This window comes from Streptomyces pyxinicus (assembly GCF_024753135.1).
Taxonomy (GTDB): Bacteria; Actinomycetota; Actinomycetes; order Streptomycetales; family Streptomycetaceae; genus Streptomyces; species Streptomyces pyxinicus.
On record NZ_JANUGP010000004.1, the window covers coordinates 17,348 to 41,992 of the forward strand.

Annotated in this window: 24 protein-coding genes; 7 read left to right on the forward strand and 17 right to left on the reverse strand. The window is 72.1% G+C overall.

Annotated elements, in window-relative coordinates; genetic code table 11:
- Nucleotides 1-4: 4 nt before the first annotated feature.
- Nucleotides 5-1,360: a two-component system sensor histidine kinase CseC gene (gene cseC, locus NX794_RS06880; RefSeq protein WP_258777319.1), complete on the forward strand. Its 1,356-nt coding sequence runs from the start codon at nt 5-7 to the stop codon at nt 1,358-1,360.
- Nucleotides 1,361-1,559: 199 nt separating this feature from the next.
- Here the strand turns inward: cseC and NX794_RS06885 are convergent, their stop codons facing one another.
- Entirely contained in the window at nt 1,560-3,137 is a 1,578-nt protein-coding gene (locus NX794_RS06885) for an MDR family MFS transporter (RefSeq protein ID WP_258777320.1), read from the reverse strand.
- Between the two features lie 124 nt (nt 3,138-3,261).
- Between NX794_RS06885 and NX794_RS06890 the strand changes: the two genes are divergently transcribed.
- Nucleotides 3,262-3,861, forward strand: a complete 600-nt coding sequence (locus NX794_RS06890; protein ID WP_258777321.1) for a TetR/AcrR family transcriptional regulator — start codon at nt 3,262-3,264, stop codon at nt 3,859-3,861.
- A gap of 1 nt (nt 3,862) precedes the next feature.
- Here the strand turns inward: NX794_RS06890 and NX794_RS06895 are convergent, their stop codons facing one another.
- Nucleotides 3,863-4,414, reverse strand: coding sequence for a M23 family metallopeptidase (locus tag NX794_RS06895; RefSeq protein ID WP_258777322.1), 552 nt, complete (start codon nt 4,412-4,414; stop codon nt 3,863-3,865).
- A gap of 433 nt (nt 4,415-4,847) precedes the next feature.
- On the opposite strand from NX794_RS06895, the gene NX794_RS06900 reads away from it, so the two are divergent.
- Nucleotides 4,848-5,483, forward strand: a complete 636-nt coding sequence (locus NX794_RS06900) for an HAD family acid phosphatase (RefSeq protein WP_258777324.1) — start codon at nt 4,848-4,850, stop codon at nt 5,481-5,483.
- Between the two features lie 79 nt (nt 5,484-5,562).
- Here NX794_RS06900 and NX794_RS06905 read toward each other — a convergent pair whose 3' ends face one another.
- Nucleotides 5,563-8,088: an ATP-dependent Clp protease ATP-binding subunit gene (locus NX794_RS06905; RefSeq protein ID WP_258777325.1), complete on the reverse strand. Its 2,526-nt coding sequence runs from the start codon at nt 8,086-8,088 to the stop codon at nt 5,563-5,565.
- Between the two features lie 430 nt (nt 8,089-8,518).
- Here NX794_RS06905 and NX794_RS06910 point away from each other — a divergent pair, with 430 nt between their 5' ends.
- Nucleotides 8,519-9,181, forward strand: a complete 663-nt coding sequence (locus tag NX794_RS06910) for an SCO3374 family protein (protein WP_258777326.1) — start codon at nt 8,519-8,521, stop codon at nt 9,179-9,181.
- Between the two features lie 26 nt (nt 9,182-9,207).
- On the opposite strand, the gene NX794_RS06915 is transcribed toward NX794_RS06910, so the two are convergent.
- The 10 genes from NX794_RS06915 to NX794_RS06960 all read right to left on the reverse strand — a co-directional run bounded on the left by NX794_RS06915 (nt 9,208) and on the right by NX794_RS06960 (nt 17,414).
- On the reverse strand, nt 9,208-9,543 hold the full coding sequence (locus tag NX794_RS06915; RefSeq protein ID WP_258777327.1) for a histone-like nucleoid-structuring protein Lsr2: 336 nt from the start codon (nt 9,541-9,543) through the stop codon (nt 9,208-9,210).
- A gap of 203 nt (nt 9,544-9,746) precedes the next feature.
- Nucleotides 9,747-10,280 (reverse strand): amino-acid N-acetyltransferase, encoded by a 534-nt coding sequence (locus NX794_RS06920; RefSeq protein ID WP_258777328.1) that lies wholly within the window; start codon nt 10,278-10,280, stop codon nt 9,747-9,749.
- 9 nt (nt 10,281-10,289) lie between these two features.
- On the reverse strand, nt 10,290-10,754 hold the full coding sequence (locus NX794_RS06925) for a BlaI/MecI/CopY family transcriptional regulator (protein WP_258777329.1): 465 nt from the start codon (nt 10,752-10,754) through the stop codon (nt 10,290-10,292).
- Nucleotides 10,755-10,884: 130 nt separating this feature from the next.
- Complete coding sequence (locus tag NX794_RS06930) at nt 10,885-11,067, reverse strand: hypothetical protein (protein ID WP_258777330.1); 183 nt, start codon at nt 11,065-11,067, stop codon at nt 10,885-10,887.
- A gap of 101 nt (nt 11,068-11,168) precedes the next feature.
- On the reverse strand, nt 11,169-11,804 hold the full coding sequence (locus NX794_RS06935; RefSeq protein ID WP_258777631.1) for a hypothetical protein: 636 nt from the start codon (nt 11,802-11,804) through the stop codon (nt 11,169-11,171).
- Between the two features lie 140 nt (nt 11,805-11,944).
- Entirely contained in the window at nt 11,945-12,742 is a 798-nt protein-coding gene (locus NX794_RS06940) for a type III pantothenate kinase (protein ID WP_258777331.1), read from the reverse strand.
- Between the two features lie 5 nt (nt 12,743-12,747).
- Complete coding sequence (nadC, locus tag NX794_RS06945) at nt 12,748-13,725, reverse strand: carboxylating nicotinate-nucleotide diphosphorylase (protein ID WP_258777332.1); 978 nt, start codon at nt 13,723-13,725, stop codon at nt 12,748-12,750.
- A 25-nt stretch (nt 13,726-13,750) separates the two neighbouring features.
- Nucleotides 13,751-15,448 carry an L-aspartate oxidase gene (locus NX794_RS06950; RefSeq protein WP_258777333.1) on the reverse strand — a complete coding sequence of 566 codons (1,698 nt, stop codon included), beginning with the start codon at nt 15,446-15,448 and terminating at the stop codon, nt 13,751-13,753.
- Entirely contained in the window at nt 15,445-16,446 is a 1,002-nt protein-coding gene (panC, locus tag NX794_RS06955) for a pantoate--beta-alanine ligase (protein ID WP_258777334.1), read from the reverse strand. The genes NX794_RS06950 and panC overlap by 4 nt, the downstream gene beginning before the upstream one ends.
- Entirely contained in the window at nt 16,443-17,414 is a 972-nt protein-coding gene (locus NX794_RS06960) for a Rossmann-like and DUF2520 domain-containing protein (protein WP_258777335.1), read from the reverse strand. Before NX794_RS06960 ends, panC begins: the two co-directional genes overlap by 4 nt.
- A 173-nt stretch (nt 17,415-17,587) precedes the next feature.
- Between NX794_RS06960 and NX794_RS06965 the strand changes: the two genes are divergently transcribed.
- Complete coding sequence (locus NX794_RS06965; protein ID WP_428985868.1) at nt 17,588-18,763, forward strand: threonine aldolase family protein; 1,176 nt, start codon at nt 17,588-17,590, stop codon at nt 18,761-18,763.
- A 205-nt stretch (nt 18,764-18,968) separates the two neighbouring features.
- Here the strand turns inward: NX794_RS06965 and NX794_RS06970 are convergent, their stop codons facing one another.
- Nucleotides 18,969-19,175 (reverse strand): hypothetical protein, encoded by a 207-nt coding sequence (locus tag NX794_RS06970; RefSeq protein ID WP_258777337.1) that lies wholly within the window; start codon nt 19,173-19,175, stop codon nt 18,969-18,971.
- 100 nt (nt 19,176-19,275) lie between these two features.
- On the opposite strand from NX794_RS06970, the gene NX794_RS06975 reads away from it, so the two are divergent.
- Complete coding sequence (locus NX794_RS06975; protein WP_258777338.1) at nt 19,276-20,379, forward strand: DUF5937 family protein; 1,104 nt, start codon at nt 19,276-19,278, stop codon at nt 20,377-20,379.
- Between the two features lie 21 nt (nt 20,380-20,400).
- Here NX794_RS06975 and NX794_RS06980 read toward each other — a convergent pair whose 3' ends face one another.
- Entirely contained in the window at nt 20,401-21,072 is a 672-nt protein-coding gene (locus NX794_RS06980) for a response regulator transcription factor (RefSeq protein ID WP_258777339.1), read from the reverse strand.
- Nucleotides 21,073-21,104: 32 nt separating this feature from the next.
- Nucleotides 21,105-22,310 (reverse strand): sensor histidine kinase, encoded by a 1,206-nt coding sequence (locus NX794_RS06985; protein WP_258777340.1) that lies wholly within the window; start codon nt 22,308-22,310, stop codon nt 21,105-21,107.
- Nucleotides 22,311-22,428: 118 nt separating this feature from the next.
- Between NX794_RS06985 and NX794_RS06990 the strand changes: the two genes are divergently transcribed.
- Nucleotides 22,429-23,481: an SAM-dependent methyltransferase gene (locus tag NX794_RS06990; protein WP_258777341.1), complete on the forward strand. Its 1,053-nt coding sequence runs from the start codon at nt 22,429-22,431 to the stop codon at nt 23,479-23,481.
- A 10-nt stretch (nt 23,482-23,491) separates the two neighbouring features.
- Here NX794_RS06990 and NX794_RS06995 read toward each other — a convergent pair whose 3' ends face one another.
- On the reverse strand, nt 23,492-24,643 hold the full coding sequence (locus NX794_RS06995) for an NADH-quinone oxidoreductase subunit D (protein WP_258777342.1): 1,152 nt from the start codon (nt 24,641-24,643) through the stop codon (nt 23,492-23,494).
- Between the last annotated feature and the right edge of the window lie 2 nt (nt 24,644-24,645).

Consider the following 24,645-nt stretch of genomic DNA (forward strand, 5'->3'; position numbering starts at 1 on the left):
GGACATGCGGGGGATTCTTCGGCATCCGGTCCGGCGCGTGGAGCGCGCGGGCCTGCACACCGGACTGAGATGGAAGCTCAGCGCGGCGATCGCGCTGGTGGCCGGGCTGGTGGCGATCGCGCTGAGCCTGGTCGTGCACAACGCGGCGCGGGTCTCGATGCTCGACAACGCGCGCGACCTGGCCAACCAGCGCGTGCAGATCGCGCAGCGCAACTACGAGCTGAACCGGCGGCCGAACTTCCCCAGCGTCAAGATCGACGACCCCGATCTGCCGGCGGCGCTGCGCGCGAAGGTCGAGGAGGGCCGCAAGGTCAGCGATGTCAGCGAGCACGGCGGGGCGCCGGACATCTGGGCGGCGGTGCCGACCAAGGACGGGCACGTGCTGTCCCTGCACGGGCCGCTGCCGGACCGTTCCACCGACGTGATGAAGGACCTCGACCAGGCGCTGGTCATCGGCTCCGTCGCGGTCGTGTTCTGCGGCAGCGCGCTCGGCGTGCTGATCGGCGCGCAGCTCTCCCGCCGGCTGCGCAAGGCGGCGGCCGCCGCGCACCGGGTCGCGGGCGGCGAGACCGAGGTACGGGTGCGGGAGGCCATCGGCGGGGTGGTGCGGGACGAGACGGACGACCTCGCGCACGCGGTGGACGCCATGGCGGACGCGCTGCGGCAGCGGCTGGAGGCCGAGCGGCGGGTCACCGCGGACATCGCGCACGAGCTGCGCACCCCCGTCACCGGGCTGCTCACGGCGGCCGAGCTGCTGCCGCCGGGCCGGCCCACGGAGCTGGTCCTGGACCGGGCGAAGGCGATGCGCACGCTGGTCGAGGACGTGCTGGAGGTGGCCCGGCTGGACGGCGCCTCGGAGCGCGCCGAGCTGCAGGACATCATGCTGGGCGAGTTCGTCACCCGGCGGGTGGCGGTCAAGGACCCGGACGTCACCGTACGGGTGGTGCACGAGTCCGAGGTCACCACCGACCCCCGGCGCCTGGAGCGGGTGCTGTTCAACCTGCTCGCCAACGCGGCCCGGCACGGCCGGCCGCCGGTCGAGGTGACCGTCGAGGGCCGCGTCATCCGGGTCCGCGACCACGGCCCCGGGTTCCCCGAGGAACTCCTCGCCGAGGGCCCGAGCCGCTTCCGCACCGGCAGCATGGACCGTGCCGGTACGGGCCACGGGCTCGGCCTGACCATCGCGGCCGGCCAGGCCCGCGTCCTCGGCGCCCGCCTCACCTTCCGCAACGTCCGCCCCCCGAGCACCCCGTCCACCGTCCCCGCCGAGGGCGCGGTGGCAGTCCTCTGGCTCCCCGAGCACGCCCCCACCAACACGGGCAGCTATCAGATGCTGCCGGGGGCGGGGGGTACGGAGTGAGGCTCGCGCGGGTGTGAGGGGTGCGGGGGCCGTGCCGGGAGGGAAGCGGAGCTGAACCCGGCGGAACGGTCGGCGGGCGGCATGCAGGCGGCGGCAGCGCGGTCGTGGCGTCGTCCCGGGCCGTACCGGTACGCGCGTCCCACGCACCTATGCCGAAGGCCCCCTCGGCGGACACCAGGGGGCCTTCGGGGACCAGGGGTCAGAGCGCGTCGATCAGTGCGGCCGGGGCCGGGTTGTCGTCGCCCTCCGCCTTGGACGGCTGGGCGGGGCCGCTGCGCAGGGGGACCTCCTTGACGAACACGGAGGCGACCAGGACCACGACCGCGATGGCCGCGCCGAGCAGGAACGCCGCGTGCACACCGGAGGTCACCGCGTGCTGGTACGCCTCACGCGCCACCGCCGGCAGCTTCTGCAGGCTCTTCGCGTCCAGCTGTGCCGACTTCTCCGTGATGCTCGCGCCCAGCGACCCGGCCCGCTCGGCCATGACGTCCTGGACTCGGTGGTTGAACAGCGCGCCCATGATGGCGACGCCGAAGGACGAGCCGAGCGTCCGGAACAGGGTCGCGGAGGAGGACGCGACACCCATGTCCTTCATCTCGACGCTGTTCTGCGCGACCAGCATGGTGATCTGCATCAGGCAGCCCATGCCCGCGCCGAGCACCGCCATGTAGAGGCCGGAGGTCAACCGGGTCGTCTCCGTGTCCATCAGGGACAGCAGGTACAGGCCGACGATCATCAGCACACCGCCGGCGACCGGGAAGACCTTGTAGCGCCCGCTGTTCGTGGTGACCCGCCCGGCGACCATCGAGGTGACGAGCATCGCGCCGAGCATCGGCAGGAGCAGCAGACCCGAGTTGGTCGCGGAGGCACCCTGCACCGCCTGCTGGTACAGCGGCAGGAACAGCGTCGCACCGAACATCACGAAGCCGGTGATGAAGCCGATCACCGACATCAGGGTGAAGTTGCGGCTCTTGAAGATGTGCAGCGGCAGCACCGGCTCGGCGGCCCTGGTCTGCCAGAACACGAACCCGACCAGCGCGGCCACGCCGATGCCGGTCAGCTCCATGATCCGCGCGGACGTCCAGGCGTACTCCGTGCCGCCCCATGTGGTGACCAGCACGATGGAGGTGATGCCGACCGTCAGCAGCAGCACACCGAGGTAGTCGATGCCCGCCTTGGACCGCTTCTTCGGCAGGTGCAGCACCGCGGTGACCAGCGCGAGCGCGACCGCGCCGAGCGGCAGGTTGATGTAGAAGGCCCAGCGCCAGCCCCAGTTGTCGGTGATCGTGCCGCCGACCAGCGGACCGCCGATCATCGCCAGCGCCATGACGCCGGCCATCATGCCCTGGTACTTGCCCCGCTCCCGCGGCGGCACCAGGTCACCGATGATCGCCATGACGCCGACCATCAGACCACCGGCGCCGAGGCCCTGCACGGCCCGGAACCCGATCAGCTGGCCCATGTCCTGGGCCATGCCGCTCAGCGCCGAACCGATCAGGAAGATCACGATCGAGCTGAGGAAGGCGCCCTTGCGCCCGAACATGTCACCGATCTTGCCCCAGACCGGGGTGGAGGCCGCGGTGGCCAGGGTGTAGCCGGTGACCACCCAGGACAGGTGCTCCAGGCCGCCCAGCTCGCCCACGATGGTGGGCATCGCGGTACCGACGATCATGTTGTCCAGCATCGCGAGCATCATCGCGATCATGAGCGCGAGCAGCACCACACGCACGCTCTTGGGCTGTTTGCCCGGTGCTTGGCTCTCGATTGTGTCCGCCATCGTTCTTCCACTCCCCCTGCGGCCTACTTACTTGCCGCCCGGCTAGTTCACTACACTGGGGAAGGTAGCCGGGTCACTAGCCGGGCGTCAAGTAAGTTTCCGTGGGAGCACGAGGAGTACGAGGATGGGCGGCACCATGGACGGCACCAAGCAGCAGCGCCGCGGCAACACCCGCCAGCGCATCCAGGACGTGGCCCTCGAACTCTTCGCGGAGCAGGGATACGAGAAGACGTCTCTGCGGGAGATCGCCGAGCGCCTCGACGTCACCAAGGCGGCCCTGTACTACCACTTCAAGACGAAGGAAGAGATCACCGTCAGCCTCTTCGAGGACCTGACGAAACCGCTGGAGAACCTGATCGAGTGGGGCCGCGGCCAGCCCGGCACCCTGGAGACCAAGCGGGAGATCCTGCGCCGCTACAGCGAGGCGCTCAAGGACGCGCAGCCGCTCTTCCGCTTCATGCAGGAGAACCAGGCGACGGTCCGCGAACTGCGGATCGGCGACACCTTCAAGGACCGGGTGCGCGGCCTGCGGGACATCCTCATCGACACCGAGGCGCCCCTGGTGGAGCAGGTGCGCTGCTTCAGCGCGGTGTTCACGCTGCACGCCGGGATGTTCGTCATGGCGGACCTGGAAGACGACCCCGAGAAGCGGCGGGCAGCCGTTCTCGAGGTCGCCATGGATCTCGTCACGCAGGCGCACGAGAGCACCCACGGGAAGAGTTAGCTCAGACCTTCACGCCCTGGGCGCGCAGGAAGGTGACCGGGTTGATCGCCGAGCCGTAGTTCGCGGTCTTGCGGATCTCGAAGTGCAGGTGCGGGCCGGTCGAGTTGCCGGTGGAGCCGGACAGGGCGATGTGCTGGCCGGTCTTCACGATCTGGCCGACCTTGACGTCGATCCGGGACAGGTGCGCGTACTGCGAGTAGGTGCCGTCGCCGTGCTTGATGACGATGGCGTTGCCGTACGCGGGGCCGTCACCGGCACCGTTGGGGCCGGCCTTGACGACGGTGCCGCCGTGGGCGGCGAGGACCTCGGTGCCGGTCGGGACGGCGAAGTCCTGGCCGCTGTGCTTGGCGACCCAGTGGCTGCCGGACTGCATGAAGCTGGCCGAGAGGGTGTACTTCTTCACCGGGTCGACCCAGGCGTTGGCGGAGGGCGCCGCGGCGCTCGCGACCCCGGTCCCCAGCACGGCCGTGGCGCCGATGCCGGCAGCCAGGACGGCCACGCGGTTGCGGAGCGAGGACGTACGGGAAGAACGGGACGTGACGCGCTGGAACATCGATACCTCGTCAGTTCGGGGACGTTTCGACCACCCGGCGCACAATCGTTCGCCGCAGCGGCTCATCCTTGGTAACCGAGCACCCGGCCCATCCCAAAACGCCCCATCTACGGCGATCCGTAGTAGGTGACCGCAAAACCAACGACCTCTTGACAGGTCCCCCGCTCACCCGGCACCACCCCTGACGACGTCGTTCTTTCACGTCGGATTCCGGGGTGAAAGTCCCATTTATTCGGCAGACCCTTTTCACTATTCCGGGTAGTACCGGACATTTCGCCTGTAAGCCATGTCACCGGGGCCCTGTCCGACGATCACAGAAATGTGACCCGCACCTCTAGGCGCCTACCGCCCGGTAACCCTACGGTTCCTTTCGCGCCACCCTCGCAGCAGAACATGCACCTGACATTCAGGCACGTGAGAGGACCCCACCCCCATGACCCCACGCCCCTGGGCGCGCCGCGTCTGCGTCACCACGGTCTCCGTCGCCGCCCTGGCCGCCCTGGCCGTACCGGCCGAGGCCGCGACGACGAGCACCGCCACGAGCGCCACGAGCAGCTCGGCGGCCGCCGCCGCGAAGGTGGACCGCGCCACCTGGCAGCGGGACTGCCAGGCCGTGATGGACCAGGCCCTGCCGTACCTGAAGGACCGCATCGCCGCCGCCCGGCCCGGCGAGAAGCAGGCGATCGTCTTCGACATCGACAACACCACGCTGGAGACCGACTTCGGCTTCAGCTTCCCGCAGCCGGCCAACCAGCCGGTGCTGGACGTCGCCCGCTACGCCCAGGAGCACGGCGTCCGGCTGTTCTTCGTGACCGCCCGCCCGGGCATCCTCTCCTGGCCCACCGAGTACAACCTCGAACACGACGGCTACGACGTCTCCGGGCTGTACGTCCGCGGCCTGCTCGACCTCTTCAAGGATGTCGCCGCCTACAAGACCGCGCAGCGCGCCGACATCGAGAACAAGGGCTACGAGATCATCGCAAACATCGGCAACAGCGCCACCGACCTCTCGGGCGGCCACGCCGAGAAGACGTACAAGCTGCCGGACTACGACGGACAGCTCTCGTAGGGCGCGCCCAGGGGCATGAGAGAGGGGCCGGTGCCCGAAGGCACCGGCCCCTCTCTCATGGCCGCTACGGCCGTGACGCCTAGGCGTCCTTGCTCAGGTTCGGTCCGGCACCGCCGGCCGCCTGCTCGATCGGCGGGACGTCGGGCAGCGCCGACTTCTCCTCACCCCGGAAGGTGAAGGTCTGCGACTCGCCCTCGCCCTCGGTGTCCACGACCACGATGTGACCGGGACGCAGCTCGCCGAAGAGGATCTTCTCCGAGAGCGTGTCCTCGACCTCGCGCTGGATCGTGCGGCGCAGCGGACGCGCGCCCAGCACCGGGTCGTAGCCCTTCTTGGCCAGCAGCTCCTTGGCGGACTGGGAGAGCTCGATGCCCATGTCCCGGTCCTTCAGGCGCTCGTCCACCTTGCCGACCATCAGGTCGACGATCCGGAGGATGTCCGCCTGCGTGAGCTGCGGGAAGACCACCACGTCGTCGACGCGGTTGAGGAACTCGGGGCGGAAGTGCTGCTTGAGCTCGTCCGAGACCTTGTTCTTCATGCGCTCGTAGTTGGTCTTCGTGTCACCCGCGGCGGCGAAGCCGAGGTTGAAGCCCTTGGAGATGTCCCGGGTGCCGAGGTTGGTCGTCATGATGATGACCGTGTTCTTGAAGTCCACGACCCGGCCCTGGGAGTCGGTCAGGCGACCGTCCTCCAGGATCTGCAGCAGCGAGTTGAAGATGTCCGGGTGGGCCTTCTCCACCTCGTCGAACAGGACGACGGAGAACGGCTTGCGGCGCACCTTCTCGGTCAGCTGGCCGCCCTCCTCGTACCCCACGTAGCCGGGGGGCGAGCCGAAGAGGCGCGAGACCGTGTGCTTCTCGCTGAACTCGGACATGTCGAGGGAGATCAGCGCGTCCTCGTCACCGAAGAGGAACTCGGCGAGCGCCTTGGACAGCTCGGTCTTACCGACACCGGACGGGCCGGCGAAGATGAACGAGCCACCCGGACGCTTCGGGTCCTTGAGCCCGGCGCGGGTACGGCGGATCGCCTTCGACAGCGCCTTGACGGCGTCGACCTGGCCGATGACCCGCTTGTGCAGCTCGTCCTCCATGCGGAGCAGACGGCTGGACTCCTCCTCGGTCAGCTTGAAGACCGGGATGCCGGTGGCCGTGGCGAGGACCTCGGCGATCAGCTCGCCGTCGACCTCGGCGACGACGTCCATGTCGCCGGCCTTCCACTCCTTCTCCCGCTTGGCCTTGGCGGCCAGGAGCTGCTTCTCCTTGTCGCGGAGCGAGGCGGCCTTCTCGAAGTCCTGCGAGTCGATCGCGGACTCCTTGTCGCGGCGGACGCCGGCGATCTTCTCGTCGAACTCGCGCAGGTCCGGCGGCGCGGTCATCCGGCGGATGCGCATCCGGGAACCGGCCTCGTCGATCAGGTCGATCGCCTTGTCCGGCAGGAAGCGGTCCGAGATGTACCGGTCGGCCAGGGTGGCGGCCTGGACCAGGGCCTCGTCCGTGATGGAGACGCGGTGGTGCGCCTCGTAGCGGTCGCGCAGGCCCTTGAGGATCTCGATCGTGTGCGGCAGGGACGGCTCGGCGACCTGGATGGGCTGGAAGCGGCGCTCCAGGGCCGCGTCCTTCTCCAGGTGCTTGCGGTACTCGTCCAGCGTGGTCGCGCCGATGGTCTGCAGCTCACCGCGGGCCAGCATCGGCTTCAGGATGGAGGCCGCGTCGATGGCGCCCTCGGCGGCACCCGCACCGACCAGCGTGTGCAGCTCGTCGATGAACAGGATGATGTCGCCGCGGGTGCGGATCTCCTTGAGGACCTTCTTCAGGCGCTCCTCGAAGTCACCGCGGTAGCGGGAGCCGGCGACCAGGGCGCCGAGGTCCAGCGTGTAGAGGTGCTTGTCCTTCAGCGTCTCGGGCACCTCGCCCTTGACGATGGCCTGGGCGAGGCCCTCGACGACGGCGGTCTTGCCGACGCCGGGCTCACCGATCAGCACCGGGTTGTTCTTGGTACGGCGGGACAGCACCTGCATGACCCGCTCGATCTCCTTCTCGCGCCCGATGACCGGGTCGAGCTTGGACTCACGAGCGGCCTGGGTGAGGTTCCGGCCGAACTGGTCGAGGACGAGGGAGGTCGAGGGGGTGCCCTCGGCCGGCCCGCCGGCGGTGGCGGTCTCCTTGCCCTGGTAACCGGAGAGCAGCTGGATGACCTGCTGCCGCACCCGGTTGAGGTCGGCGCCCAGCTTGACCAGGACCTGGGCGGCGACGCCCTCGCCCTCACGGATCAGGCCGAGCAGGATGTGCTCCGTGCCGATGTAGTTGTGGCCCAGCTGAAGGGCCTCGCGGAGCGACAGCTCCAGGACCTTCTTGGCACGGGGGGTGAAGGGGATGTGGCCGGACGGGGCCTGCTGGCCCTGGCCGATGATCTCCTCCACCTGCTGGCGGACCGCCTCAAGCGAAATGCCGAGGCTCTCCAGGGCCTTAGCGGCGACACCTTCGCCCTCGTGGATGAGACCCAGGAGGATGTGCTCGGTGCCGATGTAGTTGTGGTTGAGCATCCGGGCTTCTTCCTGAGCCAGGACGACAACCCGCCGCGCGCGGTCGGTGAACCTCTCGAACATCGTTAATCGCTCCTCAGAGCGGTCAGGCAGTGGGGGGAACTTCCCCTCCCTGTCCTTCCGCAGCTTAGTCCCGCAAGCGGGGACCGCTCATTCCAACTGCCGACACCGTCGATGGCCTCCTGACCCCGAACGCCGACATCTGCTCCAACCCGATGGTGCGAGACGATGTTCCCGCAGGCCAGGCAGTTACCCCAGTCGCCACTACGCCGATGGCGAACGTGAGACCGCCCGTACCGCGCGTCGCCCCCTCCCACTAGGCATGTCTTACCCGCCGGGACGGACACTCCATGCGGCGCACCCCTGTTCCCTCCGCTATGGGCGAACAACCTCGCGCCTCCCCCGCGCCCCGCACGCTCCCCGGTGCCGCACTCTGAGTGTTCGACACGGCGCCCAGCGTAACCCGTGGGCCGCTTCGGCGGTTGCGCTTGGCATGGCTGCCCCGGCCCCTCTGCCGCCCTCCGGAGCGAGGACACCGACCTCACCTGTCCCCCCTCCCCGGCGGCCCCGCGAAGCGCGACCGGAATCATCCTTCTCATCCCCCGCGGATCCGGAGAGCCGGGCCCGCCACTGGTACGAGAACGATCTGGGGTGGCCGACCGTGCCCGGACGGCCGCTGCGGCTGCGCACCGGCGTGCGGTTCGACGTCCTGGACGTACCGGCCGAGGCGGGGGCGGGCGCGCTGCGGCATCTCGCGCCTCACTCCCCGGTGGCCCTGCGGGGCGACCGGATGCGGCTGCTGGTGGCCGCGGGCAGCGCGGAGGAGGTGCCGGGGCTGCTGGAGTGGCTGGAATGGGGCGCCGTCGCGCTGGATCTGCGGGCGCTCGGGGCGGGCGGCAGCGTGACCGCGCCGGCACCGGCCCTCCTGGGTCCCGGGTCCGTACCGGGGGCCGCCGTGTGGCTGCGGCCCCCCGGCCCGGGAAGCGAGGCCGGAGCCTCGCTGCCGGCACTGCCGGCCATGGGGCGCGAGCGGAGCGCCCCCGATCTCGTACGACTGCTGGACACGGTGGCAGCGCACTGTCACCGCGTCCGGCTGCGGCGCGTCGGCGCCGGAGCGTCGGGGGGCCGGCGTCACCGGCCCTCGTCGTTCTCGTAGGCGGCCTTCGCGAAACCGGCCCGGAATCAGCCGTTGGCCTTCTCGTAGGCCTCGCGGATGGACGCGGGAACACGGCCGCGGTCGTTGACCTCGTAACCGTTTTCCTTCGCCCAGGCGCGGATCGCCGCGGTGTCCTGGTTGCCGCCGGAAGCGGCGCGCGCCTTTGTGCGACCGCCGGAGGCACGGCCCCCGGTGCGACGACCACCCTTCACATAGGGGTCGAGAAGGCCGCGCAGCTTGTCCGCATTGGCGGTCGTGAGATCGATCTCGAACGTCTTGCCGTCCAGCGCGAACGTCACGGTCTCGTCAGCCTCGCCGCCGTCGAGGTCGTCGACAAGAAGGACCTGAACCTTCTGTGCCACCGCAATTCCTTTCATCGATAACGTTGAGGTTGGGGGGTGTGCGGCGTCCGCCGTTTCGCCGCCCCTGTTATATGCAGTACTGCAGTACGTCGGAAAGCAAACCGCTTTTGCCGGAAAAACACAAACCCCTGGGAGGAACCCGGTGGACCGCCCCCGTCCGGAAACATGCGCGTTTCGGACATAGGGCACCTGGGCAATGACGATCACAGATGCAGAAGCATCCGGCTGTTGCCCAAGGTGTTCGGTTTCACTCGTTCGAGACCGAGGAACTCCGCGACGCCCTCGTCATAGGAACGCAACAGCTCCGCGTACACATCGGTGTCGACCGGTGTCTCCCCGATCTCCACGAAGCCGTGCTTGCCGAAGAAGTCGACTTCGAAGGTCAGGCAGAAAACCCGGCGAACACCGAGCCGGCGCGCGGTCTGCAGCAACTTCTCCAGTACGCGATGGCCGACGCCGGCGCCCTTGAGGCCGGGCTTCACCGCCAGCGTGCGGACTTCCGCGAGGTCCTCCCACATGACGTGCAGCGCGCCGCAGCCGACCACCTCGGCGTTGTCGTCGCGTTCCGCGACCCAGAACTCCTGGATGTCCTCGTAAAGCGTGACGGTGGCTTTGTCGAGCAGGATGCGGTCACGGGCGTAGGCGTCGAGCAGGTCGCGAACGGCGGGGACATCGCTGGTCCGGGCCCGGCGGACGGTGACGGCTTTTGCGGGGACTTCGGGACGCATCGCTGACATGAGCGGACGCTATCGCCCGGTGCCGTCCTCTGCCGAGCCGGGGTTCTCCTCTTCCCGTGCCTCTTCCGGCGGCTCTTCCCGCACCGCGGGGGCTTGTGGGGGTTCCCGGGTTTCCGGTCCCTGGACGATGCGTACGGCGTCCCTGAGGGCCTCTCGCTGTTCCTCGCTCATCATCCCGAAGAAGGCGACGAGAGCGGCGGCCGGGTTGTCGCTCTGCGACCAGGCGTCGTTCATCAGGGCGGCGGCGTACGCGGCACGCGTGGAGACGGCCTCATATCGATAGGCCCGGCCTTCGGCCTCGCGGCGCACCCAGCCCTTCTGATGGAGATTGTCCAAAACGGTCATCACGGTGGTGTACGCGATGGAGCGTTCCTGCTGGAGGTCTTCCAGGACTTCTCGAACGGTCACCGGGCGGTTCCACTTCCACACCCGCGTCATGACCGCGTCTTCGAGTTCTCCCAATGGGCGAGGCACAGCTCAGAACAATAGTGGGAGATCCCGGCAATGACCTGCCGGACGTGCGCCAACCCGACGAATACCAACAAAAAGGGCGCGGGTGGTGCGCGTGCACCGACCTCGCGCCCCCGTGCGGTACCGGCCTGCCTCAGGCCTTGCCGCCGCCGGCGGAGGGCTGACGCGCGCCCTCGGCGCGGGCGAGCGCGGCGTCGACCGCCGCGTCCTCCTTGGCCTTGGCGGCACCGCCCTGGGTCTTCACGATCACCCTGACCACACCGATGAACAACGCGGCCATGACGACCGGGGGCACGAGCGCGGAGACGTATTCCATGACACCAGAGTAGCCACGGGGGGACGGGCGAAAGGGGCGGGGGCGGGGAGGTGCGGGGGTGGTGTGGGTGCGGGACGACCGCGCCGGGGATGCCCGCGGGGTCAGCCGGCGGCCAGTTCGCGGGTGGCGGTCGGTTCCGAGGGGGGCGTGGGCTTGCGGCGGGGGAAGACCTCGCCCGGTGTCGGGATGGGCCGCTTCGGTGCCTCGGGTTCCGTGGCCGGCTTCGGCGGGGTCGCCGGCTTCGGGGCGGGCGGCTTCTGGCCCGGCTTGGGCGGTTCCTCGGCCTGGCGCGCCCCGGCCCCGCCCCGGAGCGCCAGCAGCCGGGTGCGGGAGGGCGGTACGGCCGGCGCCGGCACCTTGCGGGCGCCCTGGGCGAACCGGGCCCGTACGTCCTGCTCGGCAAGCTCCTGGCACCGGTCGAGCAGCGCGGCGGCCACCCGGTTGCCGCGCAGGGCCCGCAGTGCCGCGAGGTCGTCCGCCGTAGGCCGGTGTCCCGCGCCCAGCGCCTCCTCCAGGAGGGCGAGGTACCCGGCGGCCGTACCCGGCAGCGCGGCGCGATAGCGACCCAGGTCGGCCACCAGGAAGGCGCGCAGCCTCGCGCTCTCGCTCATCGCCTCGTCGAGGGACTCGGCGAGGCGGAAGCAGTCCTGGACGTCCTCGGCGGACGCTTGGCCGGGGTGAAGGGCGAGGGCGAGGGCACGGCGGAGCACACGCAGCTCCTCCGCACCGAACGCCATGCCGCCGCGGGATCCGTATGGCGTGGGCATGCGGCGACGCTATCGCTAATCAGACAAAAGCGGCGGATCGGGATCAAGGGGTACCGCGTGTCGCTCCCGGGTTTCCCCCGACCGGCGCCCACCCCGACCCGCCGGTCACCTCACAGCCGCGACACGTTCCGCTCGTACACCAGCCGCAGTCCGATCAGCGTCAGCCAGGGCTGGTGCTCGTCGATCACCGAGGATTCCCCCAGCACCATCGGCGCGAGCCCGCCCGTGGCGATCACCGTCACGTCGTCCGGGTCGTCGGCCAGCTCCCGGGCCATCCGGCCGACCACCCCGTCGACCTGCCCCGCGAAGCCGTACACGATGCCGGCCTGCATGGCCTCGACCGTGTTCTTGCCGATCACGCTGCGCGGCCTGGCCACCTCGATCTTGCGCAGCTGCGCGCCCTTGACGCCGAGTGCCTCCACGGAGATCTCGATGCCGGGCGCGATCACCCCGCCGACGTACTCCCCGCGCGCGGAGACCGCGTCGAAGGTGGTCGCCGTGCCGAAGTCGACGACGATCGCCGGGCCGCCGTACAGCTCGACGGCCGCGACCGCGTTGATGATCCGGTCGGCGCCGACCTCCTTGGGGTTGTCGGTGAGGATCGGCACGCCCGTCTTCACGCCCGGCTCCACGAGGACGGCCGGTACGTCGCCGTAGTACCTGCGGGTGACCTCGCGCAGTTCGTGCAGCACCGAGGGGACGGTCGCGCAGATCGCGATGCCGTCGATGCCGTCGCCCAGCTCCTCGCCGAGCAGCGGGTGCATGCCCATCAGGCCCTGGAGCAGGACGGCCAGTTCGTCCGCCGTGCGGCGCGCGTCGGTGGAGATGCGCCAGTGCTCGACGATGTCCTCGCCGTCGAACAGGCCGAGGACCGTGTGCGTGTTGCCGACGTCGATCGTGAGCAGCATGGCCGTTACTCCGCTTCGCGCAGGTCCAGGCCGATGTCCAGGATCGGCGAGGAGTGGGTGAGCGCGCCGACGGCCAGGAAGTCCACGCCGGTCTTTGCGTACGCGCGCGCGTTGTCGAGTGTGAGCCGGCCGGAGGCCTCCAGCAGGGCCCGCCCGGCGACGATGCCGACGGCCTCCGCGCACTCACCCGGCGTGAAGTTGTCGAGCAGGATCAGGTCGGCGCCCGCGTCCACGACCTCGCGCAGCTGGTGCAGGGTGTCGACCTCGACCTCGATCGGCACCTCCGGGAAGGACTCCCGTACCGCCTTGAAGGCCGCGGCGACGCCGCCGGCGGCGACCACGTGGTTGTCCTTGACCAGGGCCGCGTCGGACAGCGACATGCGGTGGTTGACGCCGCCGCCCGCGCGGACCGCGTACTTCTCCAGCGAGCGCAGGCCCGGGGTCGTCTTGCGGGTGTCGCGGACCTTCGCCCCGGTGCCCTCCAGCGCGTCCGCCCACGCGCGCGTGGCGGTCGCGATGCCGGACAGCCGGCACAGGATGTTCAGCGCGCTGCGCTCGGCGGTGAGCAGGTCGCGGGTGCGCGTGGTGACCGACAGCAGCGTCTGCCCGGCCGCGACCCGGTCGCCGTCCTCGACGTGCCGCTCCACCTCGAACTCGTCCGTGCAGACCACCGAGAGCACGGCCTCGGCGACCCGCAGGCCGGCCACCACGCCCGGCTCGCGCGCGGCGAAGTCGCCGGTGGCGACGAAGTCTTCGGGGATGGTCGCGACGGTCGTCACGTCCACTCCGCCGTCCAGGTCCTCCTGGATGGCGACGTTGGCGACGTCCTCGACCTCGATCGGATCGAGCCCGGCGGCGGCCAGCAGCTCGGCGAGCGCGGGGTCGAGCCCGCACTCCAGGTACTCCTCGTCGCCCTCGGCGCCGCAGGCGCAGCCGTCGCCGCAGCCGCCGGTCGGGGCGAGGGGAAGGTCGTCGGTGCTCACGTCTGTCACTGCTCCTGGGCGCTGGTTACCGGGTCGGGGGGAAGTCTGCGGTGTCGGTGGTGCGTGCGGCCAGCGAACGGTCCGCCTTGAGCCGTACGACGATATGGCGCCGCCAGCCGGTGTCGTCGCGGTCGGCGAAGTCCTCGCGCCAGTGGCAGCCGCGGGTCTCCTCGCGCTGCCGGGCGGCGGCCACCAGGACGCGGGCCACGCACAGCAGGTTGGTGGCCTCCCAGGTGTCCACGCCGGGCTCGGCGGTCTTGCCGTTCTCGTCGAGCGCGTCGCGCGCCTCGGCGTGCAGCCGCTGGAGCTGCCCGGCGGCTCCGGCGAGGGACGCCTCGGAGCGCAGGACGCCCGCCCCCTCGGTCATGATCCGCTGGATGGCGAACCGGGACTCGGGGGCGAGCAGCGGGTGCGCGGGCCGCTCGGGGTCCGGGACCGGCGCGGGCACGCGCGCGTGCAGGCCGTCGGCGGCGCGGGCCGCCGCGATGTCGGCGGCGATGCGCTCGGCGTAGACGAGGCCTTCCAGCAGGGAGTTGGAGGCGAGCCGGTTGGCGCCGTGCACGCCGGTGCACGCGACCTCCCCGCACGCGTACAGCCCCGGCACCGTCGTCCGCCCGCGCGCGTCCGTGCGCACGCCTCCGGAGGCGTAGTGCGCGGCCGGGGCGATCGGGATGGGCTCGGTGACCGGGTCGATGCCGTGGGCCCGGCAGGCGGCCAGGATGGTCGGGAAGCGGTGCGCCCACATGTCGGCGCCGAAGTGCCGGGCGTCGAGGAACATGTGCTCGGCGTCCTGCTCCTGCATCCGCCGCATGATGCCCTTGGCGACGATGTCGCGCGGTGCCAGCTCGGCCAGTTCGTGCTGTCCGACCATGAAGCGCGTCCCGGCGCCGTCGACCAGGTGGGCGCCCTCGCCGCGCACCGCCTCCGAGACCAGCGGCTGCTGGCCCTCCGCGTCGGCGCCCAGGAACAGCACGGTCGGGTGGAACTGCACGAACTCCAGGTCGCTGACCTCCGCGCCCGCGCGCAGCGCCAGCGCGACGCCGTCGCCGGTCGACACGGACGGGTTGGTGGTCGCGGAGAACACCTGGCCCATGCCGCCGGTGGCGAGGACCACGGCGGGCGCGTGCACGGCGCCCACGCCGTCGTGCTGGCCCTCGCCCATCACGTGCAGGGTGACGCCGGCGGTGCGGCCCTCGGCGTCGGTGAGCAGGTCCAGCACGAGCGCGTTCTCGATCGTGCGCAGGCCGCGCGCGCGGACCGCCTCCACGAGGGCCCGGGAGATCTCCGCGCCGGTGGCGTCGCCGCCGGCGTGCGCGATCCGGCGCCGGTGGTGTCCGCCCTCGCGGGTGAGCTGGAGGTCGCCCTCGGCGGACTCGTCGAAGTGCGCGCCGGTCTCGATGAGCCGCCGCACCGCGTCGGGGCCCTCGGTGACGAGGATCCGTACGGCCTCCTCGTCGCACAGGCCCGCGCCCGCCACCAGGGTGTCCGCGAGGTGCTGTTCGGGGGTGTCGCCCTCGCCGAGGGCGGCGGCGATGCCGCCCTGCGCCCAGCGCGTGGAGCCGTCGTCCAGGCGGGCCTTGGTGACCACCACGGTGGCGAGTCCGGCGGCCTCGCAGCGCAGGGCGGCGGTCAGGCCGGCCACCCCGGAGCCGACGACGACCACGTCCGCGGAGATGGCCCAGCCAGGGGCGGGCGCGTGCAGTCGTATGCCTGTGCTGGTCACGAGGCGGCTCCGAGGGATCCGAAGGTGAGGGGGAGGTTGTCGATCAGCCGGGTGGTGCCCACGCGCGCGGCGACGGCGAGGACGGCCTCGCCGGTGAAGCCGTCGCCGATCTCGGTGAAGTCGGAGGGGTCCACCAGGGCGAGGTAGTCCAGCTTCAGCGGCGGGTCGAGGCGGGCGGCCTCGTCGAGGGCCTGCCGGGCGGCGGCGCGTACGGCGGCCGGGCCGCCCGGCACCACCGTCGCCACCGCGTGCGCGTCGGCCGCCGCGCGGGACTCGCCGATGGCGCTCAGCGCCTGCGCGCGCGCGTGCGTGAAGGGCGTCTCCCGCGCCCGCGCGCGCAGCGCCTCCTGCGCCGCGTGCCGGTCGCGGCCGGCGAACAGCGCGCGGGACAGCGCGAGCGCGGTGCGGCGCTCGTCGGACGAGAGGTAGCGGTTGCGGCTGGACAGGGCGAGCCCGTCCGCCTCGCGCACGGTCGGCACGCCGGCGATCTCGATGCCGAAGTTCAGGTCGCGCACCATGCGGCGGATCAGCGCCAGTTGCTGGGCGTCCTTCTGGCCGTACAGGGCGACGTCGGGGCGGGTGAGGTGCAGCAGCTTGGCGACGACGGTGAGCATGCCGTCGAAGTGGCCGGGCCGCGTGGCGCCCTCCAGCCGCTCGCCCATGGGGCCCGCGCTGACCCGCACCTGCGGCTCGCCGCCCGGGTACACCACGTCCACGGAGGGCGCGAACACCGCGTCGGCGCCCGCCTGTCCGGCGAGTTCGAGGTCGGCGTCGAGGGTGCGCGGGTAGCGGTCGAGGTCCTCGCCCGCGCCGAACTGCAGCGGGTTGACGAAGACCGTGACGACGACCTCGCCGTCCGGTCCCGCGAGCCCGCGCGCGGTGCGGATCAGCGTCGCGTGGCCCTCGTGGAGCGCGCCCATGGTCATCACGACGGCCCGGCGGCCGTGGCGCTCGCGCACGTGCAGCTCTTCGGCGGTGCTCAGCAGGGCGGTGCTCATCGGTCGTTCCCCTCGGTGCCGTCCGGGCCGTCGGTGCCGGTGCTGTCGCGCTTCGCTCCGTCGCCGTCGCCGTCGGCGAGTACGCCGAGCAGGTCCTCGGCGAGTTCCGGCTTGAGCAGTCCGTGCGCGAGCGCCCGGTCGGCGGTGGCGCGGGCCATCGCCAGATAGCCGGCCACGGCCCCCGGGGCGTGCCGCCGCAGTTCGCCGATGTGCGCGGCGACCGTGCCGGCGTCCCCGCGCGCGACGGGGCCGGTCAGCGCGGCGTCACCGGAGCGCAGGGCGTTGTCCAGGGCGGCGCCGAGGAGCGGGCCGAGCATCCGGTCGGGTGCCTCCACGCCGGCCGCGCGCAGCAGCTCCATGGACTGGGCGACCAGGGTGACCAGGTGGTTGGCGCCGAGCGCGAGGGCCGCGTGGTAGAGCGGGCGGTTCTCCTCGCTGATCCACTCCGGCTCGCCGCCCATCTCGATGACCAGGGCCTGGGCGGCCAGGCGCAGTTCCTCGGGCGCGGTGACGCCGAAGGCGCAGCCGGCCAGGCGCTGCACGTCCACGGGGGTGCCGGTGAAGGTCATGGCCGGGTGCAGGGCCAGCGGCAGCGCGCCCGCGCGCCGGGCGGGGTCGAGCACGCGCGTGCCGTACCGGCCGGAGGTGTGCACGAGCAGCTGTCCGGGCCGCACGGCCCCGGTCTCGGCCAGTCCGGCGACCAGGTCGGGCAGGGCGTCGTCGGGGACGGTGAGCAGCACCAGGTCCGCACGCCGGAGCACCTCGGCGGGCGGCACCAGCGGGACGTCCGGCAGCATGGTCTCGGCACGCCTGCGGGAGGCGTCGGAGACCCCGGAGACGGCCACCGGTCGGTGCCCGGCGAGCTGGAGGGACGCGGCCAGCGCGGGGCCCACGCGACCGGCGCCGACGACGCCGACGGTGAGCCGCGCGGGGCGGTCCTGGGGATCTGGCTGGTGGACTGTACTCACGCGACGGCGGCCTTCCCGTTCCAGTCCGCTCTCGGTACCGGACGATTTCTCGTCATGTTAACGCTATCGGGTGGAGCGGCGGCCGGTTGTCCACAGGCTGTGGGTTCCGGGGGGAAATCGGGCTGCCGGGCCCGCGCTCCGTCCGGCATGATCCGTACATGACCGATCCGTATATGACCGGGACAGCGGGGCAGGACGAGGCCGGGGCGACTCGGCAGTCCGAGGAGGAACGCAGGCGGGAGCGGCGCCTGGCCGCCGTGGCGGGGGCGGAGCGCGTGCTGGCGCGGACGGGCGTCCACCGGACGGTCGGCCGGCGGCTGGCGGACCTGCTGGAGGCGGCCCCCGGGGTGTACGACCTCGACCAGCCCGTGGACGTCTACGGCAACCGGATCGTGGCCGACCTGGAGCAGCGGGTCGCGGCCCTGCTCGGCACCGAGGCCGCCGCGTTCTTCCCGACCGGCACGATGGCCCAGCAGGTGGCCCTGCGCTGCTGGGCGGACCGCACCGGCAACCGGGCGGTCGCCCTGCACGCCCTCGCCCATCCCGAGACGCACGAACGGCACGCCTTCAGCCAGGTCAGCGGGTTGCGCCCGGTCCGGGTGACGAGCGAGCCCCGGCTGCCCACGGCAGCGGAGATCCGTGACCTCGCGGAGCCCTTCGGGACGCTGATGCTGGAGCTTCCGCTGCGGGACGCCGGCTATGTGCTGCCGGCCTGGGAGGAGCTGACCGGGGCCGTGGAGGCGGCGCGCGAGCGAGACGCGGTGGTGCACTTCGACGGCGCGCGCCTGTGGGAGACCACCCCGCACTTCGGCCGCTCCCTGGCCGAGATCGCCGGGCTCGCGGACAGCGTCTACGTGTCGTTCTACAAGTCGCTCGACGGCTTCGGCGGCGCCGCCCTGGCGGGTCCCGGGACCCTGGTCGAGGAGGCGAGGACCTGGCGGCACCGGTACGGGGGCATGGTCTTCCAGCAGTTCCCCACCGCGCTGTCGGCCCTCGTCGGCCTGGCGCGTGAACTGCCCCGGCTGCCGGAGTACGTACGGCACGCGCGCGTGGTCGCCACGGCCCTGCGGGAGGGTTTCGCCGAGGCGCGGGTGCCGTGGGCGCGGGTGCACCCCGAGGAGCCGCACACCCACGAGTTCCAGGTCTGGCTGCCGTACGACGCGGACGTCCTCATGGACACGGCGCTGCGGCAGGCCGAGGAGACGGGGACGTACCTCTTCGGCGGCTACTGGGCGCGCGGCGGCCCCGGGCTGGCGTACACCGAGGTCTCGGTGCGCTCGGAGGGGCTGCAGTGGAGCGCGGGGGACGTGCGGGCGGCGGTGGCCGGCTTCGTGGAGCGGTTGCCGTAGGGCGGCCGGGGCGGGGCGTATCGACTCGCTCCGGGTGGTGCGGAAGTAATGCGCACGCCGGGTTGTGTACGGCGTTCCGCGCGCTGTTCTCCGCGCCGTGCGCGGCGCGGATGCCCGCGCACGGCGTGCGTGCCGGGCGCGGATGCGATGCCCAACGCCCGGCGTGCACGGCCCTCACCACGGCGCGCCCATCACAACGCGCCGATCACAGCACGCGCGGGCGCAGCCAGCGCCGCAGGGCGTGCCGGAACCGTCCGTGCGCCGGGTGCCCGGCGACGACCGCGGCGAAGCGCCGGTGGTCGCGCAGGGCGCGCAGCGCCTGGAGGTCGTGCCGGCCGGGCGCGGGCGGCCGCGGGGCGCCGTGCTGGTGGGCGCGGTAGCTGTCGAGGAGGTACTGCTGGGTGATGCTCATGAGCCGTCAGCCTGCTCCCCACCAGGGCGGATGTCCCGTGGATTGACGGCTGCCGTCAATCGGCGCGGGCGCTGTCGGTGGGCCGGTGCAGGATGGGGGCATGAGCGTGACCATCGACATCACGGGGCTGCCGCCGGAACGGGTCTTCGTCGTGCCCTCGCCCCTGGCGGAGCTGGGGATGTCGCTGCACGCGCTGAGCGAGCCCGGCCACCACCCCGAGCTCCAGGGCTGGGCGGCCGCCGTGTCCTCGCGGCTGGACTCCTGTCTGGCCGACCGGCTGTGCGAGGCGGACTTCCTGTGGCGCACCACGTTCTCGGACGTCTTCGCGCCCTTCGCCGGCATTCCCGGCGGCCGGGAGCTGCCGGGCGCCACCCTCGCCGAGGAGCTGGACCAGCTCGACAAGCTGACGGACGAGCAGTTCGTCAACGCGGCCCTGGAGTTCACCTGCCAGCTCCGCTACGACGTGCGCGATGCCGGCCCGCTGGACGACCCGGAGCTGCGCCGGCGCTCCCTGGAACTGGCCGCCGCGCGCGGGACCGCGCAGGAGCGTTTCACTCGCCGGCTGCTGGACGACCCGCCGGTCGTGCGCGCCTGGTTCCGGCAGCTGATGCTCGACTGCGACGAAGCCTTCTTCGCCCACACCTGGGCCCGCGTCCAGCCGCAGCTCGCCGCGGACGCCCGGCACAAGACCGAGCTGCTGCGCCGCAAGGGGCTCGGCGAGGCGCTCGCGTCCCTGTCCGGGGCAGTCTCACTGGACGAGCGGGCCGCGCTGGTCACGGTCGACAAGCTGCTGGTGGGCCACACCGCCACCAGGGACGGCAACCTGGTCCTGGTGCCCACCAGCCTCGGCCGCCCGCATCTGATGGTGCTGCACCGCCACGGCTGGCAGCCCTCGATCACCTACCCGGCCGGCGGCAGCCGCCCGCAGGCGCCGTCCGTCGAGCAGCTCACGCGCCGCCTGGAGGCGCTCGCCCACCCGGTGCGGATACGGCTGTGCCGGCACCTGGCGCGGGGGCCGCACACCACGGGCGAACTGGCCGACGCGCACGGCATGTCGGCACCGGTGATATCCCGGCACCTCGCGGTGCTGAAGAAGGCGGGCCTGATCACCGACTGCCGGCGCGGGCGGTACGTGCGGCACCAGCTCGATCTCGCGGCGGTGGCCCGGCTGGGCAGCGACTTCATCGAGGGCGTCCTGCGATGAAGCCCCGACGGCGCGGCGGAGTCAGCCGTGGCCGCCCGCGCGCACCAGGCCGGTCTCGTACGCCAGCACCACCACCTGCACCCGGTCGCGCAGCGACAGCTTGGTCAGGATGCGGCCCACGTGGGTCTTCACGGTGGCCTCGCTCAGCACCAGGCGGGCGGCGATCTCGCCGTTGGACAGCCCCTGGGCGACCAGCACCATCACCTCCCGCTCCCGGTCGGTGAGCCGCTCAAGACCCTTGTGCCGGGGTTCCCCGCCGGCGGCGGGCAGCATCGGCGCGAAGCGGTCCAGCAGACGCCGGGTGGTGGAGGGCGCGACCACCGCGTCACCGCTGTGCACCGCGCGGATGGCGGTCAGCAGCTCGCCGGGCGGCACGTCCTTGAGCATGAAGCCGGAGGCGCCCGCCTTGAGACCGGAGAAGGCGTACTCGTCCAGGTCGAAGGTGGTGAGGATCAGCACCTTCGGCGGGTCGGGCTCGGAGCAGATCCGCCGGGTGGCCTCCACGCCGTCCAGCTTCGGCATGCGGACGTCCATGAGGACCACGTCGACCGGGGTGCCGCGCAGCACCTGGAGGGCCTCCACGCCGTCGCCCGCCTCCGCGACGACCTCCATGTCCGGCTGGGCGGCGAGCACCATCCGGAACCCGGTGCGCAGCAGCATCTGGTCGTCGACGAGCATCACGCGGATCGTCATCGGGTCTCTTTCGTTCGGGGCGTGCGGAATCGTCAGTGCGCCGGTTTGAGCGGCAGGAGGGCGCTGATGCGGAATCCTCCGCCAGGGCGCGGGCCGGCGTCCAGCGTGCCGCCGACCATGCCGACGCGCTCGCGCATCCCGATCAGCCCGTGTCCCCGGCCGTCGGCGCCACCCTCCTCGTACAGCTCGTGCGGGGCGCCCTTGCCGTCGTCCTCCACGAGCAGGCCGAGCCCGTCGTCGAAGTAGACCAGCCGCACGCTGGCGCCCGCGTCGGGGCCGCCGTGCTTGCGGGTGTTGGTGAGCGCCTCCTGCACGATCCGGTAGGCGGTCAGCTCCACGCCGCTGGGCAGCGGGCGCGGGGTGCCCTCGACCTTGAAGTCCACGGGGAGGCCGGAGCCGCGGCACTGCTCCACGAGGTCGTCGATCTGCTCGACATCGGGCTGCGGGACGTACTCGCCGCTCTCCCGGTGCTCACCGGTGCGCAGCACGCCCAGCAGGCGGCGCATCTCGGCGAGGGCCTGGCGGCCGGTGGAGGAGATCGTCTCCAGGGCGTTCTTGGCCTGGTCGGGGGCGGCGTCGAGGACGTAGGCGGCGCCGTCGGCCTGGACGACCATCACGGACACGTTGTGCGCGACGACGTCGTGCAGCTCGCGCGCGATGCGGGCGCGTTCGGCGGCGACCGCGACCTTCGACTGCGCCTCGCGCTCCTTCTCCAGCCGGGTGGCGCGCTCCTCCAGCTGGGCGAAGTAGGCGCGCCGGGTGCGCACGGAGTCGCCGAGGACCCAGGCGAGCGCGAACGGCACCGTCTGGAAGACCGCTACGGCGGCCTGCCCGAGGAAGGACGAGTGCACGGCCGGCCAGCGGAGCTGCGCGAGGAGGGCCGCGCAGAGGCTGACGGCGAGCGCGAGCCGGGAGGCCCAGCGCGCGCCGACCGCGGCGACGGTATAGGCGATCACCAGCAGGGCGAAGTCGGCGACGGTCGTCTCCACGTCCAGCACCAGCTGGGCCAGTCCGGTCGCGAGGGCGAGCAGCAGCATCGGCTCGGGGAAGCGGCGGCGCAACGCGACGACGACGCACAGGGCGGCGGACACGGCCATGCCACGGACGAGCGCCCCGATGTGACCGGTCACGCCGTGGAGAGTGACCACGTTCAGGCCGGACAGCCCGAACAGGATGACGGCCCAGAAGGTGTCGACCCCGGTCGGGTGGCGGCGAAGGAAGTCATAGAGGCGCTGCACGTAACCCAGCGTAGGGAAACCGGAAGCGTGCGGGGGTCAACCGGAGGACCGATCCGGGCCCCGCGCGCGTACTCCGGAAGGTGGAGGGAGTGATCACCTGTGCGCCTAGTCTGGTCCGGTGACGGACGAGACCAGGCGGGAGCCGGCCGGCCCGGGGCCCTGGCCGCGGGGCTGGCGCGCGGCGGCCGGGACGGCGCTGTACGGGCCCGGCGGCTTCTACCGCCGGCCCGAGGGCCCGGCCGGCCATTTCCGTACGTCCGTGCACGCCTCCGCCCTGTTCGCCGAGGCCGTGGCCGGGCTGCTGTGCCGGGTGGACACGGCGCTGGGACGCCCCGCCGAGCTGGACTTCGTGGACCTGGGCGCCGGGCGGGGCGAGCTGGTCACGGGCGTGCTCGCCGCCCTGCCGCCCGACGTGGCCGCCCGCGCGCGCGTGTGCGCCGTCGAGATCGCCGACCGCCCGGCCGGCCTGGACGCGCGGATCACCTGGGTGAGCGAGCCCCCGGAGACGGTCACCGGGCTGCTGTTCGCCAACGAGTGGCTGGACAACGTGCCCCTGGACGTGGCCGAGGTGGACTCCGCCGGTGTGCCCCGGCTGGTGCTCGTGGACGAGGACGGCGGCGAACGGCTCGGGGAGCGGGTGACCGGTGCGGCGGCGGACTGGCTGGCGCGCTGGTGGCCGCTGCCGGCCGAGGAGGGGCTGCGGGCGGAGATCGGGCTGCCCCGGGACCGGGCCTGGGCGGCGGCGGTGGGCCGGCTGGCGCGCGGGCTGGCGGTGGCGGTGGACTATGCGCACACCCGAGACACCCGGCCCCCGTTCGGCACGCTCACCGGTTTCCGGGAGGGCCGCGAGACGGCTCCGGTGCCGGACGGCTCCTGCGACATCACGGCACACGTGGCGCTGGACGCCTGCGCGGCGGCGTGCACGCCTCCCGAAGCGGCGCGCACAGCCTCAGCACACGCGGCCCCCCGCCTCCTCCCCCAGCGCGACGCCCTGCGCGCCCTGGGCATCACCGGCGCACGCCCCCCGCTCGCACTCGCCTCCACGCACCCCGCGGCCTACGTGCGCGCCCTCGCGAGCGCCGGGGAAGCGGCCGAACTCACCGCACCCGGCGGACTCGGCGACTTCGCCTGGCTGGTGCGGCCGGCCGGCATCCCCGACCCGCTCCTTTGAACCCCCTCCGCTACTTGTCGATGTCCCCGACCACGAAGAACATCGACCCCAGGATCGCCACCATGTCCGCCACCAGCGTCCCGGGCAGCAGCTCGGTCAGGACCTGGATGTTGTTGTAGGACGCCGAACGCAGCTTCAGCCGGTACGGCGTCTTCTCGCCCTTGCTGACGAGGTAGTAGCCGTTGATGCCGAGCGGGTTCTCGGTCCAGGCGTAGGTGTGGCCCTCGGGCGCCTTCAGCACCTTCGGCAGGCGCTGGTTGATCGGTCCCGGCGCCAGCCCGGCCAGCCGGTCCAGGCAGGCGTCGGCGAGGCCCAGGGCGTTGTGGGTCTGCTCCAGCAGGACCTCGAAACGGGCGAGGCAGTCGCCCTCGCCCCGGGTGACGACCTTGAGGACGTCCTGGAGTTCGCCGTAGGCCAGGTACGGCTCGTCACGGCGCAGGTCGAAGTCGACGCCGGAGCCGCGCGCGATGGGCCCGCTCACGCCGTAGGCGTGCACGGCCTCCGGTGCCAGCGTGCCCACACCGCGCGTGCGCCCCCGGAAGATCTCGTTGCCGAGGACCAGGTCGTCGAAGACGTCCATGCGCGAACGCACGGCGGCGACGGCGGCACGCGCGCGTGCGCTCCATCCGGCCGGCAGGTCCTCCTTGAGGCCGCCGACGCGGTTGAACATGTAGTGCATGCGCCCGCCGGAGACCTCCTCCATCACGTTCTGGAGCACCTCGCGCTCCCGGAACGCGTAGAACACCGGCGTGATCCCGCCCAGCTCCAGCGGATAGGAGCCGAGGAACATCAGGTGGTTGAGCACCCGGTTCAGCTCGGCGAGCAGCGTGCGCGTCCACACGGCGCGCTCGGGGACCTCCATGCCGAGCATCCGCTCGACGGCGAGGACCACGCCCAGCTCGTTCGAGAACGCCGACAGCCAGTCGTGGCGGTTGGCGAGCATGATGATCTGCCGGTAGTCGCGGGCCTCGAAGAGCTTCTCGGCGCCGCGGTGCATGTAGCCGATCACCGGTTCCGCGCGCACGATGCGCTCCCCGTCCAGCACCAGCCTGAGCCGCAGCACACCGTGCGTGGAGGGGTGCTGGGGGCCGATGTTGAGCACCATGTCGGTGCTCTCCGCCGCGCCGCCGATCCCGACCGTGGTCTCCGTCGTAGGAGTCATGG